The sequence below is a fragment of the Aurantimonas manganoxydans SI85-9A1 genome (genome assembly GCF_000153465.1).
Lineage (GTDB): Bacteria > Pseudomonadota > Alphaproteobacteria > Rhizobiales > Rhizobiaceae > Aurantimonas > Aurantimonas manganoxydans.
Map to the genome: position 1 here is coordinate 2,814,790 of NZ_CH672387.1, position 15,229 is coordinate 2,830,018.

The 15,229-nt window shown below is 67.6% G+C and carries 14 protein-coding genes; 8 read left to right on the plus strand and 6 right to left on the minus strand.

Annotated elements, in window-relative coordinates:
• Positions 1–21 precede the first annotated feature (21 nt).
• Positions 22–306 carry a hypothetical protein gene (locus SI859A1_RS13305; protein ID WP_081451399.1) on the minus strand — a complete coding sequence of 95 codons (285 nt, stop codon included), beginning with the start codon at positions 304–306 and terminating at the stop codon, positions 22–24.
• Between the two features lie 241 nt (positions 307–547).
• Between SI859A1_RS13305 and hemF the strand changes: the two genes are divergently transcribed.
• Both hemF and SI859A1_RS13315 read left to right on the plus strand, forming a co-directional pair.
• Positions 548–1,456: an oxygen-dependent coproporphyrinogen oxidase gene (gene hemF / locus SI859A1_RS13310; RefSeq protein WP_040325809.1), complete on the plus strand. Its 909-nt coding sequence runs from the start codon at positions 548–550 to the stop codon at positions 1,454–1,456.
• 88 nt (positions 1,457–1,544) lie between these two features.
• A complete protein-coding gene (locus SI859A1_RS13315; RefSeq protein WP_040325810.1) occupies positions 1,545–1,745 on the plus strand; it encodes a DUF1059 domain-containing protein in 201 nt (66 codons plus the stop codon).
• A 52-nt stretch (positions 1,746–1,797) separates the two neighbouring features.
• Here the strand turns inward: SI859A1_RS13315 and SI859A1_RS13320 are convergent, their stop codons facing one another.
• From SI859A1_RS13320 to SI859A1_RS13330, 3 genes are read right to left on the minus strand one after another with little or no spacing between them, the layout of a single operon-like run.
• Positions 1,798–3,039, minus strand: coding sequence for a CCA tRNA nucleotidyltransferase (locus SI859A1_RS13320; protein WP_009210261.1), 1,242 nt, complete (start codon positions 3,037–3,039; stop codon positions 1,798–1,800).
• Complete coding sequence (locus SI859A1_RS13325) at positions 3,036–3,719, minus strand: CoA pyrophosphatase (RefSeq protein WP_009210262.1); 684 nt, start codon at positions 3,717–3,719, stop codon at positions 3,036–3,038. The genes SI859A1_RS13320 and SI859A1_RS13325 overlap by 4 nt, the downstream gene beginning before the upstream one ends.
• Before the next feature lie 2 nt (positions 3,720–3,721).
• A complete protein-coding gene (locus SI859A1_RS13330; protein ID WP_050767540.1) occupies positions 3,722–4,312 on the minus strand; it encodes a DUF1285 domain-containing protein in 591 nt (196 codons plus the stop codon).
• Positions 4,313–4,517: 205 nt separating this feature from the next.
• Between SI859A1_RS13330 and SI859A1_RS13335 the strand changes: the two genes are divergently transcribed.
• The 5 genes from SI859A1_RS13335 (at position 4,518) to SI859A1_RS13355 (ending at position 12,692) form a co-directional block, all read left to right on the plus strand.
• Positions 4,518–5,528 (plus strand): AAA family ATPase, encoded by a 1,011-nt coding sequence (locus SI859A1_RS13335; RefSeq protein WP_009210264.1) that lies wholly within the window; start codon positions 4,518–4,520, stop codon positions 5,526–5,528.
• A gap of 14 nt (positions 5,529–5,542) precedes the next feature.
• Positions 5,543–6,469 carry a DUF58 domain-containing protein gene (locus SI859A1_RS13340; protein WP_009210265.1) on the plus strand — a complete coding sequence of 309 codons (927 nt, stop codon included), beginning with the start codon at positions 5,543–5,545 and terminating at the stop codon, positions 6,467–6,469.
• Positions 6,466–9,336, plus strand: coding sequence for a DUF4159 domain-containing protein (locus tag SI859A1_RS13345; RefSeq protein ID WP_009210266.1), 2,871 nt, complete (start codon positions 6,466–6,468; stop codon positions 9,334–9,336). The genes SI859A1_RS13340 and SI859A1_RS13345 overlap by 4 nt, the downstream gene beginning before the upstream one ends.
• Complete coding sequence (locus SI859A1_RS13350; protein WP_009210267.1) at positions 9,333–11,414, plus strand: membrane protein; 2,082 nt, start codon at positions 9,333–9,335, stop codon at positions 11,412–11,414. Before SI859A1_RS13345 ends, SI859A1_RS13350 begins: the two co-directional genes overlap by 4 nt.
• Before the next feature lie 87 nt (positions 11,415–11,501).
• Positions 11,502–12,692 carry a D-alanyl-D-alanine carboxypeptidase/D-alanyl-D-alanine-endopeptidase gene (locus tag SI859A1_RS13355; protein WP_148233844.1) on the plus strand — a complete coding sequence of 397 codons (1,191 nt, stop codon included), beginning with the start codon at positions 11,502–11,504 and terminating at the stop codon, positions 12,690–12,692.
• Between the two features lie 141 nt (positions 12,693–12,833).
• Here the strand turns inward: SI859A1_RS13355 and SI859A1_RS13360 are convergent, their stop codons facing one another.
• Positions 12,834–13,844: a zinc-binding alcohol dehydrogenase family protein gene (locus SI859A1_RS13360; RefSeq protein WP_040326557.1), complete on the minus strand. Its 1,011-nt coding sequence runs from the start codon at positions 13,842–13,844 to the stop codon at positions 12,834–12,836.
• Between the two features lie 108 nt (positions 13,845–13,952).
• On the opposite strand from SI859A1_RS13360, the gene SI859A1_RS13365 reads away from it, so the two are divergent.
• Positions 13,953–14,336, plus strand: a complete 384-nt coding sequence (locus SI859A1_RS13365; RefSeq protein WP_009210270.1) for a winged helix-turn-helix transcriptional regulator — start codon at positions 13,953–13,955, stop codon at positions 14,334–14,336.
• Positions 14,337–14,426: 90 nt separating this feature from the next.
• Here the strand turns inward: SI859A1_RS13365 and SI859A1_RS13370 are convergent, their stop codons facing one another.
• Positions 14,427–14,933 (minus strand): GNAT family N-acetyltransferase, encoded by a 507-nt coding sequence (locus SI859A1_RS13370; protein ID WP_148233845.1) that lies wholly within the window; start codon positions 14,931–14,933, stop codon positions 14,427–14,429.
• Positions 14,934–15,229 lie beyond the last annotated feature (296 nt).

The following is a 15,229-nucleotide window of genomic DNA, read 5'->3' on the forward strand; positions in this document are numbered from 1 at the left end:
CGATCGGCCGTGCTTTCGCCGTCAGTCGGCGCTGGGCAAGCGGCGCATGGTGAATTCGATGTCGCCCTCCGGCAAGGCGCGCCAGCTTTCCACCGACGTCCAGTAGGCCGCCTTGGGGTAGCGATCGAGCCATTCGCGCGCCTTGTTGCGCGCGGCGTCGCGCGGCAGGATGAAGGTCTCGCGCACGAAGCTGTCACCTGCCGATCCCGCCATTCTGCTGGCGTCGCGGCCAACGCCGCGTGAGCTGCGCGTCCGTTTGAGCTGGCGGGAAAGACCGCCAAGCGGCGGCGGTGTCAACCGGGACATGCTGGTCGTCTCTCGAACTTCCGATCGTCAGGACCCACAAGATAGCGGGCAGCGAACGCTTTTGCGAATCGCGCGATACCGGCACAACGGAGTTCCTCCGCCTCGTCACGAGGTTGGCATTTTGCGGTTCGGCTCCAGATGTCGTGCCTGTAAGACCGGCGGCGCAACGATCCGGGTGACCGGCGCAAGTGCCAGACAGTCAGTGCGGGACGTCCCGCCAGCAGCGAAAAGAGTGCGTCGCATGGAACGGCCGACTTTGCCCGAGGGGCTTCCCGAAGACATCGAAACCAAGAAGGCGACCGCCCAGGCCTGGTTCGAAGCCCTGCGCGACCGCATCTGCAAGGTGTTCGAGGAGATCGAGGACGGTTTCGGCGAGGAGACCGGACTGGAGCCCGGCCGGTTCGAACAGACCGAATGGTCGCGCGAGAACGAGGGCGGCGGTGGCCTGATGTCGATGATGCATGGCCGCGTCTTCGAGAAGGTCGGCGTTCATACCTCGACGGTGCATGGCGAGTTCTCGCCCGAGTTCCGCAAGCAGATCCCCGGCGCCGAAGAGGATCCGACCTTCTGGGCCTCCGGCATCTCGTTGATCGCCCATATGCGCAATCCCAACGTGCCTGCCGTCCACATGAACACCCGCATGGTGGTGACGACCCGGCAGTGGTTCGGCGGTGGCGCCGACCTCACCCCGACGCTCGACCGGCGCAGGATCGACGACGACCGCGACACGCTCGCCTTCCACAAGGCGCTGCAGTTCGTGTGCGACCGCCATTCGGGCGTTGCGGACTACGCCAAGTTCAAGGAATGGTGCGACACCTATTTCTATCTGCCGCATCGCAACGAGGCGCGCGGCGTCGGCGGCATCTTCTATGACTGGCTGCACTCGTCCGACGAGGCCGGTGGCTGGGATGCCGATTTCGCCTTCACCCGCGATGTCGGCAAGGCGTTTCTCGTCGTCTATCCGCACATCGTCCGGCAGAATGTCGTGCAGCCGTTCACCGAGGCCGATCGTGAAGAGCAGCTCATTCGCCGTGGCCGCTACGTGGAGTACAATCTGCTCTACGACCGGGGCACGCTGTTCGGCCTGAAGACCGGTGGCAACGTCAATTCGATCCTGTCGTCGATGCCGCCCGTAGTGAAATGGCCCTGACAGGCGACGAAATTTCCCCTTGAACTTGAACCATTTAAAAGATCGGACGTTTTCCCTGCTCTAGTCGTGACGGATCAGGGAGGATCTCATGTATGAGCTGGATTGTTCAGGCGTAATTCCCGGTTGCCGCCGGGTCATCCGCGCCGATTCCGAGGCGGAAGTCATCCGCAGGGCCATCGTTCAGGCCCGGCAGTTCGGTCTCGAGCACATCTCACCGGCGATGCTGGATGCGATGCGGACCCGCACCCGCGAAGAGACTGATCTCCGTCGGTCGACGATCGCGGCCTAGAAGAAGCGGGCGCGAGGCCCGCTTTTTTTGTCGGTGGATGCCGCGGGCCGTGTCAGACCCGTTTGAGCAGGCTCTCGCGCCCGAGAACGAAGCCGCTGCTCGCCCAGAGCTTGCGCAGCCTGTCGAGGGTCTTCCCCATCTCTGGGCCCGGCGCGATGCCGGCCGATTTCAGGTCCTCGCCGCTGACCGGAAAGGCAGGTGGCGCGAAGGTAGCGACGATCTCCAGCTGGCCGGTCAGCCTAGCGATGGCATCGAGCGTCTCGCGCGAAGACTCCGCCTTGCCGCGCGCCGATGCGACGGCGAGCCGCAGCCCGTCGGCGATCGCGACCCCATCCCCGAAATACAGCCGGGTGCGAAAGGCGGAGTCGCTCTCTTCCGGCTTCGCCGGTTCGGCGATGGCGAAGCCGACGATGCGATCGCGGTCGGCGTTGGACAGCTTCAACCGTTCGGCCATCTGGGTCAGGCGCGCCGGGTCCGGCGGCACGATGGCCGCGAGCCGCAGCATCGGATCGGGTGCCCAGCCGAAGGCTCCCTCGCTCTCCACCAGCGAATGGATCGCGTCGATCCCCCAGCGCTCGCTTTCCGGCAGAATTCGGGTCAGGACGCCGGTCTGCCGCATCCACAGCAGCGCACGGGACGGGTCCGGTGCGGCAAGGAGCTTCTTCAGCTCGGTCCAGACCCGCTCGACCGACAGTCCGTCGAGCCCGTCCTTCAGGCGCGTCGCAGCCCGGATGCCAGCGGCGTCCGGCCGGCCCTTCCCGTACCAGGCGAAGAAGCGGAAGAAGCGCAAGATGCGCAGATAATCCTCCCTGATGCGGGTCTCCGAATCGCCGATGAAGCGCAGAGCCTGACTTCCGAGATCCTCGATGCCGCCAACGAGGTCGACGATGCTGCCGTCGGCACGCGCATAGAGCGCGTTGATCGTGAAGTCGCGGCGCTCGGCATCGGCCTTCCAGTCGCGACCGAAATGCACGGCCGCGTGGCGGCCGTCGGTCTCGATGTCGCGGCGAAGGGTCGTGACCTCGTAGGCATGCTCAGGCGTCACGACGGTCACGGTGCCGTGCTCGATCCCGGTCGGCACCGCCCGGAAGCCGGCCGCCTCCACGCGGCGCACCGTCTCGTCCGGCAGCGTCGTGGTGGCGATGTCGATGTCGCTCACCGGATGGCCGAGCACCGAGTTGCGGACGGCGCCGCCGACGATCCGCGCCTCCTCGCCATCGGCCGACAGGGTTGCCAGCAGCGTCTGCAGGCCTGGCGTCGTCAGCCAGTCTGCCTCGATCGTCGTGGCGGTCATGCGTAAAGTCCTTCGTACAATGTGCGGATGATGCCTGCGGTGACGCCCCAGATGAAGCGCTCGCCGAAGGGCATCACATAATAACGCCGCTCGATGCCCTGCCAGATGCGGCTTTCCTCGCGGTGGTTCGCTTCGCTCATCAGGAAGCCGAGCGGCACCTCGAAGACGTCCTGCACCTCGTCGGGATTGGCGACGAGGCTGAAACCCGGCCGCACGATCGCGACGACGGGGGTGATGCGGAAGCCTGTCGTGGTCAGGTAGCGCGGCAACCGGCCGACCGGTTCCACATGCTGCGGATCGAGAGCGATCTCCTCCACGCTTTCCCGGATCGCGGCGGCTTCCGGCGACACATCCTCCGGATCGACCGAGCCCCCCGGAAAGGCGATCTGACCCGAATGCTTGCGCAGATGCGCGGTGCGGGTGGTCAGGATCACCGTGGCGCCCTCGCCCCGGTCGACGATCGGCACCAGCACCGCGGCCTCCCGCGCCCGGTCGCGCTCCATCAGCTGGACGAGATCGGGGTTCAGCAGATGATCGCCATATTCGCGGGTCGGCGCGGCATCGCCGGCCCAGCCGCGCGCGGCGATCCGCGCCCGCAGATCGGCCGTGGTGAAGTCGGTATAGCGCCCGGCATGCGCGTCATCGGCGACACCCCGTCCGGGCCGGTCGTCGGCTAGCACGGTCAGGACCCGGCCTGCGATGCGGCTATGTCAAAGGTCGCGCCGCCTGAGCGGACGAACTGGCGTTCACCGTCGGTCTTCACATGGTCGGCAAGGTCGAAGGCCAACGCCCGGGTCAGTCGCGCCTCCAGCCGGCCGCGCACCGTGACATAGGGGCGAAACTCGCCGTTCGGCCCGATGGTCAGGCGCAGGGGATTCTCCGGCCCTGCGGCGCAGATGTCGCCGACATCGGTGCGGAACGTCAGAAGCGGCTCCCCGTCATGGATCTCGCGATTCATCTCGACGGCCTGGAAATGCGCGTCCTCGACCGTGATGCCGAGCTTTTCCACAGGGGTGACGAGATAGGTGCGCCCGTCGACATCCTTGCGCAGGACGGTGGAGAACAGGCGTACCAGAGCGGCGCGGCCGATCGGCGAACCATTGTAGCTCCACCGGCCATCGGCGTGGATCACCATGTCGATATCGCCGCAGAACTCCGGTTCCCACCGATCCACCGGCGGTGCGCCCTTGCCTGCACGCTCGGCACGGGCGACAAGAGCCGCGAGGCTGGCGCCGGCATCGCTCGGCACGGTTCCTGTTGCGTCGTCCTGCATGTCGCTGGGCTGGTGCGGCAATGGGTCCTCCGATCGGGATTCGTCTTATTTTGGCCGGCCTTCGCAGTCACGAAATAGTTGCTCCTCGCCAGCTTGCCAGGAGTCCCGGTGGCCGATTTGATGAGTGGAAGCGGCCGTGCGACGGCCATCGCACATCGACGCTGATCTGGCCATTTCCCTTCGATACCTGACGGAGACCGTCCCGATGACGATGATGAAACCCGAGGAGGAGACCCTCAGCGAGGACGCCATCGTGGGGCTGGCGGAAACGGCACTGACCGACATCGCACGGGTTCGCGAATCCGTCGGGCGGGTCATCTTCGGCCAGGAAAGCGTCGTCGAGCAGAGCCTCATCGCGATCCTCTCCGGCGGGCATGCGCTGCTGGTCGGTGTTCCTGGCCTTGCCAAGACCAAGCTGGTCGACACGCTCGGGCTGTCGCTCGGTCTCGACGCCCGCCGCATCCAGTTCACACCCGACCTGATGCCCTCCGACATCGTCGGCACCGAGGTGATGGACCAGGACGAAACTGGCCGCCGGTCGTTCCGCTATGTGAGGGGGCCCGTCTTCGCCCAGCTTCTGATGGCCGACGAGATCAACCGCGCCTCGCCGCGCACCCAGTCCGCGCTGCTGCAGTCGATGCAGGAATACCACGTGACCGTCGCCGGCGAACGGCATGATCTGCCCAAACCCTTCCATGTGCTGGCGACCCAGAACCCTCTGGAGCAGGAGGGCACCTATCCGCTGCCCGAAGCCCAGCTCGACCGCTTCCTGATGCAGGTCGACGTGTTCTACCCCGATCTGGAATCGGAACGCCGCATCCTGCTGGAGACCACGGGCGGCGCCGATCAGGTCGCCGAGCCGGTGATGACGTCGGACCGCCTGCGCGAGATCCAGACGCTGGTGCGGCGCCTGCCGGTCGCCGAGAACGTCGTCGATGCGATCCTGCGACTGGTGCGGTCGGCCCGGCCGGGCAACGGCCACAAGGAGGCCGACGCCCACATCGCGTGGGGGCCCGGCCCGCGTGCCAGTCAGGCGCTGATGACCTGTGTGCGCGCCCGCGCCCTCTATGACGGGCGCTTCGCGCCGTCGGTGGACGACGTGATGGCGCTGGCCGAGCCGATCCTGCAGCATCGCATGGCGCTGAACTTCTCGGCCCGCGCCGAGGGCATGAATGTCCGCGACGTCATCGGCGCGCTGAAGCGCGACGCGGCGTAGAGGCAGGGTCCAGCATGCCGATCGGCTCCACCGTCGACCTCACCGCCGCACCGGACGCGCTGGCCCGTTCGCGCCAGCGCGCCGCCTTGATGCCCGACCTTCTGGTCGAGGCACGGCGCGTGGTATCGACGGTCATCGCCGGCTGGCACGGCCGGCGGCGGCGCGGCGTCGGCGAAAATTTCTGGCAGTTCCGGCCCTTTGTGCAAGGCGAGCCGGTCTCGCGCATCGACTGGCGCCGCTCGGCCCGCGACGACCATGTCTATCTGCGCGACCGCGAGTGGGAAGCTGCCCAGACCGTATGGCTGTGGGCCGATCCGTCGCAGTCCATGCGCTTCATGTCGAGTGCCGCCCAGGTCTCCAAGGAATCGCGCGCGCTGGTCATCGTGCTGGCCCTCGCCGAAATCCTGTCGCGCTCGGGCGAGCGCATCGGCTATCCGGGCGTCGTCGATCCGATCTCCGCGCGCAATGCCGCCGAGCGGATCGCCGGCGCGCTGCTGTCCCGGCGCCCCGACGACCCCTTTCCGCCGGACGACCGGCTGAAGCGTTTCACCGAACTGGTTATCGTCAGCGATCTTCTCGATCCGGTCGACGAGGTGGTGGCGCGCATCGACCAGCTCGGCCGGCGCGGCATTCGCGGCCACATCGTGATGATCTCCGATCCGGCGGAGGAGATGTTCCCCTATGCCGGCCGGACCGAATTCCGCGATCCCGAGACCGGCGCGACGCTGACGGCAGGACGTGCCGAGACGCTGCGCGAGAAATACGCCACCGTCTACCGGGCGCGCCGCGAGCACATCGCCGAGCATTGCCGCCGGCTCGGCTGGAGCTTCATTCCCCACCGCACCGACCATCTGGCCTCCGAAGCGCTGGTGGCTGTCCACGGGCGCTTGAGCGGCGCACCGCAGGCCGTCGCGCCGCGCGCAGCGGGAGCCTCGGCATGATCGGCGGGCTCGCCCTCTCCTTCGGCGCACCGCTGGTGCTGTTCGGGCTTCTGGCCCTGCCAGCGATCTGGTGGCTCCTCAAGCTGACGCCGCCGCGGCCGCAGATGGAACCGTTTCCGCCGTTGCGCATCCTGGAACGGGTGCTGAAGCGCGAGGAGACGCCGTCGAAGAGTCCGTGGTGGCTGACGCTGCTGCGCCTGCTGCTCGCGGCGCTGATCATTTTCGCCCTCGCCGCCCCGACCCTCAATCCGCGCGAAGGCCAGTTGACCGGTACCGGACCGCTGGCGCTGCTGGTCGACAATGGCTGGGCGAGCGGCGGCGATTTCGACGTACGGCGGACGGCCGCCGAAGGGCTGATCCGTGAAGCCGGCGAAGCCGGGCGCCCGGTCTCCCTCGCCTTCACGGCCGAGGGCCAGTCCGACGACGCGACGCCCGTCGAAGCCAATGCCGCGCTGGAGCGCCTCGCCGCGGCAGCACCGCGTCCTATTCCCACCGACCGCGCAGCCGCAGCCGAGCGCATCGCGACCGCGCTTGCGGGCAACCACATCGGCTCGCTGGCCTTCGTCGCCGACGGTCTCGATGCCGAGGGAACCGACGCCGCCAGCCGCAGCCTTGCCGCCCTCACCCCGTCGCAGGCCATCGTCTATGCGCCGGACGTCGGCGGCCTCGTCGGCCTCACCGGCGCCGACAATTCGACGGAAGCGCTCGTCGTGCAGGCCGTCCGTCCAGGCGCAGCGGCCGAAACGCGCAGCTTCGCCGTTCGCGCGATCGACGCGCAGGAGCGCGAAATCGGTCGCACATCGCTCGATTTCGCTGCCGGATCGGCCAGCGCCGAAGCCCGCTTCGCCATCCCCGTAGAACTGCGCAACGACATCGCCCGGCTCGAGGTCGACGGCGCCGAGACCGCCGGTGCCGTGCGGCTGGTCGACGACAGCTTCCGTCGCCGGCGCGTCGCGCTGGTGTCGGGCGAATCCTCCGACCTCGCCCAGCCGCTGCTGTCGCCGCTCTACTACATCACCCGGGCGCTGGAGCCCTTTGCCGATCTCGTGCGACCGCAGAGCGCCAATCTGTCCGAATCTATCCCTGCGCTGATCGCGCGGCGGCCCTCGGTCATCGTCCTGGCCGATATCGGCATCCTGCCCGACAACGCCCGCGAGGCGCTGCAGGGCTTCGTCGAGGATGGCGGCTATCTCCTGCGCTTTGCCGGCCCGCGCCTTGCTGCCGCGCCTGGCGACGACACGCTGGTGCCGGTGCGCCTGCGCACGGGCGAACGCCAGCTCGGCGGCGCCATGTCCTGGTCCGAGCCCCAGAAGATCGCGCCGATGCCCGACGACGAACCCTTTGCCGGGATCGCCGTCCCGGAAGACGTCACCGTGACCCGCCAGATCCTCGCCGAGCCGGCGGCGGACCTGTCCGAGCGGACATGGGCCAGCCTTGCCGACGGCACGCCGCTCGTCACAGCCGAGACGGTCGGCGCCGGCACCATCGTCCTGTTCCACGTCACCGCCGAGGCGACCTGGTCGAACCTGCCGATCTCGGGTGCCTTCGTCGAAATGCTGCGGCGGATCGTCACGCTGTCGCGGGCCGGTGCCGGCCCCAGCGAGGGCCGCACCGCCGCCGACAGCCTGCCGCCCTATCGCGTGCTCGACGGTCAGGGCCGCCTCACCAGCCCCGGAGCTGACGTCCAGCCGCTGCAGCCCGTCGCCGATGGCGACCAGCCGGTAACACGCGAAAACCCGCCGGGCCTTTATGGCAGCGAGGAAGGCTATCTCGCCCACAACCTCCTGCCGGCCGACGCCGAATTGCTGCCCCTGCCGGCGCTGGATCTCGGTGCGCCGGTCGAGGCGCGCGGCTATGGCGGCGAGAATTCAGTCGACCTGGCGCCCTGGCTGTTTGCCGCCGCCCTCGTCCTCTTCGCCCTCGACGCGCTGGCTCTGCTCTGGCTGAACGGTGCCGCGACCCGCATCGGCAGCAGCTTTTCGCGCGGCCGTGCCGGCGCGCTCCCGGCGATCCTCGCGATTGCCGCGATTGGACTGATCGCCACGGTCCCGGACGCCCGCGCACAGGAGCCGGCACCGACGCCATCCACCGAGCAGGTCGCGGACCACGACGTCGATGTCGAGCGTGCGATCCGGGCGACGGAAACGACGCATCTGGCCTATGTGCTGACCGGCGACGAAGCGACTGACGAGATCTCGCGCCAGGGCCTGGCCGGCCTGTCGCAATTCATCACCGCCAAGACGGCATTGGAGCCGGGCGAGCCGATGGGCGTCGACATCGCCGCCGACGAACTCGCCTTCTTCCCGATCATCTACTGGCCGATCGACGCCAGCGCGCCGATGCCGAGTGAAACCGCGATCGGCCGCATGGATGCCTACATGAAGCAGGGCGGCACGGTGCTGTTCGACGTGGCCGACGACCCGATCTCCGGCCTGTCCAGCGGCAACGTGTCTGCCGGTCAGCGCCGGTTGCGCGAAATCCTCGCCGATCTCGACGTGCCGCCGCTCGATCCGGTGCCGACCGACCACGTCCTGACCAAGGCCTTCTACATGCTGGACGACTTCCCCGGCCGCCACACCGGCTCCCAGCTCTGGGTGGAATCGCTGGTGCGCGATAGCGAAGGTGGTGCGCGGCCGGCGCGCGGCGGTGACGGCGTCTCCTCGATCATGATCACGTCGAACGATTTCGCCAGCGCCTGGGCGGTCGACAGCCAGGGCCTGTTCCTGTTCCCGACGGATTCCGCCGATCCCGCCCAGCGCGAATATGCCTATCGGGCGGGCGTGAACATCGTGATGTACGTCCTGACGGGCAACTACAAGGCCGATCAGGTGCATGTCCCGGCTCTGCTGGAAAGGCTGGGCCAATGAACTGGTCGGTCGATTTCGCGCCGTTCTTCTCCTGGACGGTGATCGCCCTTCTCGCGGTCCCGGCGGTGCTGCTCGCGCTGGCGTTGGTGGTCGCGCGCATCCGCGGCGCACTGGTGCGCATCCTCGCCATCGCGGCGCTGCTGCTGGCGATCATGAACCCGGTGGTGCTGCAGGAAGAGCGTGATCCGCTGAAGAGCGTCGTCGCCCTCGTGGTCGATCGCAGCCAGAGCCAGACCATCGGCGAGCGCAACGCGCAGGCCGACGCCACGGAAGCGGCGCTGAAGGAGAGCCTCGCCCGCTATCCCGAATTCCAGGTGCGCACCGTCGAGGCCCGCTCCGGCGCCTCGCCCACCGACGGCGCCACCACGGCTCTGTTCGGCGCCCTCTCCGGCGCACTCAAGGATGTCGCGCCGGCCCGCGTTGCCGGCGCCATCATGGTGACGGACGGCCAGATCCACGACATTCCGGCCGAAGCCCAGGCGCTCGGCTTTGACGCGCCGGTCCATGGGCTGATCACCGGTCAGCCGGACGAGTTCGACCGCCGGATCGAGATCACCACCAGCCCGCGCTTCGGTCTGGTCGACGAGGACCAGAGGCTGCGCTACCGCGTCCTCGATGACGGCCCGGCCGCCTCCGACCGGCCGGTCGAGGTGCAGGTCTTCCTGAATGGCGACCTGATCTCCCGGGAGAGCGTGCGCCCCGGCGGCGATGCGGAGTTCGTCTTCCAGCTCCCCCGCGCCGGCAAGAACATCCTTGAACTCGTCGCCGCCCGCGCCCCGAACGAGATCACTCCGGTCAACAACCGCGCGATCGCGGTGGTCGACGGCATTCGCGAGAACCTGCGGGTGCTGCTGGTCTCGGGCGAACCCCATGCCGGCGAGCGCACCTGGCGCAATCTCCTGAAATCCGACGCGGCCGTCGATCTGGTGCATTTCACCATCCTGCGGCCACCGGAAAAGCAGGACGGCACGCCGATCGACCAGCTGTCGCTCATCGCTTTCCCGACGCGCGAGCTCTTCGTCGAGAAGATCGACGATTTCGACCTGATCATCTTCGACCGCTATCAGGAGCGCGGCGTGCTGCCGTCGCTCTATTTCGACTACATCGCCCAGTATGTGCAGAATGGCGGCGCAATGCTGATCGCCTCCGGCCCGGAATATGCCAGCCAGGAAAGCGTCGCCCGCACCCCGCTGCAGTCGATCCTGCCGGCCCTGCCAACGGGCGACATCGAACAGAGCGCCTTCCGGCCGCAGATCTCCGAGATCGGCCGCAAGCATCCGGTGACGCGCAACCTGCCCGGCTCGGCCAGCGAGCCGCCGGACTGGAGCCGCTGGTTCCGCTCGATCGACGTGAGCGAGTCAGAGGGCGAAACGGTGATGGACGGGCCGGACGGCAAGCCGCTGCTGGTGCTGGACCGGGTCGGCGAAGGCCGCATCGCGCTTCTCCTGTCCGATCAGGAATGGCTCTGGTCGCGCGGTTTCGAAGGCGGCGGCCCGCATGTCGCCCTGTTCCGCCGCCTTGCCCATTGGCTGATGAAGGAGCCGGAACTGGAGGAAGAGGCGTTGGACGCCGAGGCCCGCGGTTCCGACCTCGTCGTCACGCGCCAGACCATCGGCGATGCCCCCGGCCCGGCAACCGTCCTGACGCCGTCCGGCGAGGCGGTCACCCTGCCGCTGAACGAGGTGGGCGCCGGCCGCTACGAAGGCGTGCTGGAGACCGAAGAACTCGGCCTGTTCCAGGCGGCCAACGACGATCTGCGGGCGCTGGCCAATGTCGGTCCGGTCAATCCGCGCGAATATCGCGAAGCCATCTCCACCGGCGACAAGCTGCAGCCGCTTTCGGACGCCACCCGCGGCAGCGTGCGCCGGGTGGCCGATGGTGACGGCGAATTGTCCGTCCCGCGGGTCGTGCCGGTCAGCGGCCGTGCCAATGCCGACGGCCGCGACTGGATCGGCCTGAAGACCACCGACGAGACCGTACTGCGCGGCGTCGACCGTACGCCCCTCTTCGCCGGCTTCCTCGGCCTTGCCGTGCTCCTCATGGCGCTGTCGGCGACCTGGTATCGCGAGGGCCGGTAGGGCTGCGTCTCTGTCGAGAGCCTTGCCTAACGCTTCGGCACCTCTAGTGTGGGAACACGTCGACACGCCGAACATGCTGGAGCCGCCATGTGGTTTCGTCTGCTTGCCACGGTCTTCGCGGTGCTTCTGCTGCAAGCCCCGGCCTTCGCTGACGTCAAGGACAGGATCGCGTCCCTGGCGCCCTCCGGGCTGGTGTTCGTGCTGGACGAAGACGGCAACGAGCTGCTTGCCCAGAACGCCGACCAGCCCTTCGTCCCGGCGTCGGTCGCCAAGCTCGTCACGGCGTGGCTGGCGATGGAGGAGCTGGGCGGCGATTATCGCTTCAAGACGCAGTTCTATCTCGGCGACGACAGGGTGCTGTATGTGCGCGGCGGCGGCGACCCGTTCCTGGTTTCCGAGGAACTCGCCGTGCTCGCGCCGAAGCTCCTCGACGAAACCGGCACGGAGCCTTTCACCGGCATCGTGGTCGATGCGAGCTACTATCCCGCCGAGCTCCGCATCCCGGGGATCGAGGCCACCGACGAAGCCTACGACGCGCTGAATTCGGCGCTCGCCGTCAACTTCAACACGATCAACGCCCGTCGCAATGGCAAGACGGTCCGGTCGGCCGAGGAGCAGACACCGATCACGCCGCTCGCCATCAGCCAGTTCCGTGCGCGCGGCCCCAACGGTCGCAGCCGGATCAGCCTGACCCAGGAAGATCCGAGCATCGGTATCCGCTATGCGGGTGAGCTGCTCGCCGCCTTCATCGAGCGGTCCGGCGGCAGTGTGAAGGGCGAGATATCGCTCGGACCGGTCGCCGCCGGACTGACACCGGTCTATGTGCACGAGCAGTCGCGCGATCTTGCGGAAATCCTGCGGCAGATGCTGATCGGCTCGAACAACTACATCGCCAACCAGGTCTTTCTAGAAATCGGTGCGCAGCGCGAAGGCGGACCGGTCAGTCTCGGAAAATCGATCCGTGTCGCGCGCGAGATCTTCGCCGCGCATGACGTGCCCGACGCCATGCAACTGGTGGAGGGCTCGGGCATCAGCCGCGACAATAGCTTCACGGCGCGCGGCCTCGCCCGCGTGCTGGGCCATTTCGCGCCCCACGCCGAGCTCCTGCGCAAGACCCGTGCGGGCTCCCGCTACAAGACCGGCACCTTCTCCGGCGTCAGCACGCTGGCCGGCTTCGCCAGGACCGCAGAGCACGGCGACGTGCGGTTCGTGATCTCGCTGAACGGCGGCGGCAAGCTACGCTTCCGCCTGCTCACCGCCATCGAACGTGACTTCTGACGGGAGCCACCGCGCATTGGACTGCATTGTCGTAGGGACGCATGCGCGTTGGCAAACGGCAGATCTGCCCCGCCCGGACAAACGAGGACTATCCGGTCGGGGCGTCGCTGAGGGGTAGACAATCGTTCGAAATCGAAGCTGTCAGAAACCTTCGAGCACGATCTTGCCCTTGGCCCGGCCGGCTTCGGACTTGCGATGTGCTTCCTTCAGGGTCTCGGCATTGATCGGCGTCATCACCTCGCCGAGCGTCGTGCGGATTCTGCCGGTGTCGATCAGCTCGGCGACGTTGTTCAGCAGCTTGCCCTGCTCGTCCATGTCGGCGGTCTCGAACATCGATCGGGTGAACATGAACTCCCAGTGGGTGGACACGGACTTCTGCTTGAAGGCCGAGACGTTCAGCGCCTCGGGGTCGTCGATCAGGCCGAAATGTCCCTGCGGCGCGATCAGTTCGACGATCGCGTCCAGATTGTCGGCGGTCCCGTTGGTCGAGAAGACGAAGCCGGGCGAACCGATGCCGAGGGCCTTGATCTCGTCGGCCAGCGGCTTGCTGTGATCGATCACATGGTGCGCGCCGAGATCCATGACCCAGTCGCGGGTTTCGGGACGTGACGCCGTGGCGATGACCGTCAGGTCGGTCAGGGCCCGAACCAGTTGGATGGCGATCGAGGCGACCCCGCCGGCGCCGCCGATGATCAGGATGGCGTTCGCCGAGCCCGGCACCTTCCGGGTCAGGTCGAACCGGTCGAACAGCATTTCCCACGCCGTGATCGCGGTCAGCGGCAGCGCCGCCGCTTCGGCGTCGGAGAGCGAGGCCGGCTTGTGTCCCACGATGCGCTCGTCGACGAGATGGAACTGGCTGTTGGCCCCGGGACGCACCAGCGATCCGGCATAGTAGACGTCGTCGCCGACCTTGAAGCCCGCGACGGATTCGCCGGTCTCGACGACGCGGCCCACCGCGTCCCAGCCTAGCACTTTCCACGCACCGTCCGGATCGACATTGGCCCGGATCTTGTAGTCGACCGGGTTGACCGAAATCGCGCGGACCTCGACAAGAAGATCGCGGCCCGCCGGAACGGGCCGGTCGAGTTCCACGTTGACCAGCGCGTCCGGCCGATCGATCGCTCCGGCATTCCTGTACGCAATCGCTTTCATCATCCTGCTCCGTCACACCATCCGATTGAACAGGGCCGAAGATGTCTCTATGCTTGCGTGACAGCAATACGCACAAATGACGCCACTAGTATCAAATAGGATACCACCATGGCGAAGGTCCGGCATTCCCGGTTCGACTGCACCCCGGGCTGTTTCGTCGAGGCGGCGATCGGGCTGATCGACGGCAAGTGGAAGTCGGTGATCCTGTTCCACCTGCTGGACGGAACGTTGCGGTTCGGCGAACTGAAGCGGCATCTCGTCAGCATCACGCCACGAACGCTGACGAACCAGCTGCGGGAGATGGAGGAAGACGGCCTCATCGACCGCAAGATCTATGCGCAGGTGCCGCCGAAGGTCGAATACAGCCTGACGCCGCTCGGCCGCAGCATGGAGCCGATCCTGCGGGCGCTGAAACAGTGGGGCGACGCCAATATCGGCCTTTACGGCAAACCGCAGAAGCCGGAATCGCACGGCAAACTCGCGGCTGCGTGAGCCGAGCGCGATGCAGAGGCGCCGGTCGCCGCGCCCGAGGACATTGTTTCCGGCACCTGCCCGCGCACCGCGCCTCTGACCCGGTTCTGTTCAGTCCCGCCGAGCTCCCACCGTACCCCTCACTTCAGCCAACGCGCCTGCGATCAGTTCGAGGCCCAGGAGCCGGGCCAGATCGACGGGCCCCGGCATGATCACCGAGCCGCGCGGCAGAGGGCGATAGCCGAGCGGCGCGTAATAGGGCGGATCGCCGACGAGGATGATCGAGTTCTCGCCCGCCTCGCGGGCTGCCGTCGCGGCGCGTTGCATCAGCGCCTTGCCGACGCCACGGTTCTTGAAGGCAGGCCGGACCGCGAGCGGCCCCAGCATCAGCGACGGCGCGTCGCCGATCGCGATCGGGGTCAGCCGGACCGAACCGATGATCGCCCCGCCGTGCTCGGCGACGAAGGAGAGCCCCGGCGCATGGCGGGCCATCTCGCGAACACGCTCGGCGGCGCGGGTGAAGCGACCAGGGCCGAACGCCTCGGCGGCGATGGCATCGATAGAGGCATGGTGGTCAGGGTGTTCCGGCAGATACCGGACGTCGGAAAGGGCAAGCATGACGGGCATTCCAGGTCGGGCGGGCGTCAGCGCCGCTCGCTGGGCTCCCATCGGCTGATCGGGATACCGGCAAACGACGACGGTCAGTGCGCGTTCGCGCAGATCCTGTGTCGTCGTCGGCGGATGATCATCGGGCGCTCCTCAATCCTGGCAATCCGGTTAGCACTGCGATCCGGGAAGGTCCAGCCGGAGCCCATCCGGCCGGTTGGTGCCCGATCGTTGACGCTGCGTCGCGGCTGCCACAGGAACGGGCCGGTGCCACTTCGGTTAGTCTGGCGAACCCGAACCGAAGGAGA

Bases quoted from the DNA above. Each gene is read 5' to 3' on its own strand.
- SI859A1_RS13305 (WP_081451399.1), bottom strand. From the start codon at position 306: ATGTCCCGGTTGACACCGCCGCCGCTTGGCGGTCTTTCCCGCCAGCTC.
- hemF (WP_040325809.1), top strand. From the start codon at position 548: ATGGAACGGCCGACTTTGCCCGAGGGGCTTCCCGAAGACATCGAAACC.
- SI859A1_RS13315 (WP_040325810.1), top strand. From the start codon at position 1,545: ATGTATGAGCTGGATTGTTCAGGCGTAATTCCCGGTTGCCGCCGGGTC.
- SI859A1_RS13320 (WP_009210261.1), bottom strand. From the start codon at position 3,039: ATGACCGCCACGACGATCGAGGCAGACTGGCTGACGACGCCAGGCCTG.
- SI859A1_RS13330 (WP_050767540.1), bottom strand. From the start codon at position 4,312: ATGCAGGACGACGCAACAGGAACCGTGCCGAGCGATGCCGGCGCCAGC.
- SI859A1_RS13335 (WP_009210264.1), top strand. From the start codon at position 4,518: ATGACGATGATGAAACCCGAGGAGGAGACCCTCAGCGAGGACGCCATC.
- SI859A1_RS13340 (WP_009210265.1), top strand. From the start codon at position 5,543: ATGCCGATCGGCTCCACCGTCGACCTCACCGCCGCACCGGACGCGCTG.
- SI859A1_RS13345 (WP_009210266.1), top strand. From the start codon at position 6,466: ATGATCGGCGGGCTCGCCCTCTCCTTCGGCGCACCGCTGGTGCTGTTC.
- SI859A1_RS13350 (WP_009210267.1), top strand. From the start codon at position 9,333: ATGAACTGGTCGGTCGATTTCGCGCCGTTCTTCTCCTGGACGGTGATC.
- SI859A1_RS13355 (WP_148233844.1), top strand. From the start codon at position 11,502: ATGTGGTTTCGTCTGCTTGCCACGGTCTTCGCGGTGCTTCTGCTGCAA.
- SI859A1_RS13360 (WP_040326557.1), bottom strand. From the start codon at position 13,844: ATGAAAGCGATTGCGTACAGGAATGCCGGAGCGATCGATCGGCCGGAC.
- SI859A1_RS13365 (WP_009210270.1), top strand. From the start codon at position 13,953: ATGGCGAAGGTCCGGCATTCCCGGTTCGACTGCACCCCGGGCTGTTTC.
- SI859A1_RS13370 (WP_148233845.1), bottom strand. From the start codon at position 14,933: ATGCTTGCCCTTTCCGACGTCCGGTATCTGCCGGAACACCCTGACCAC.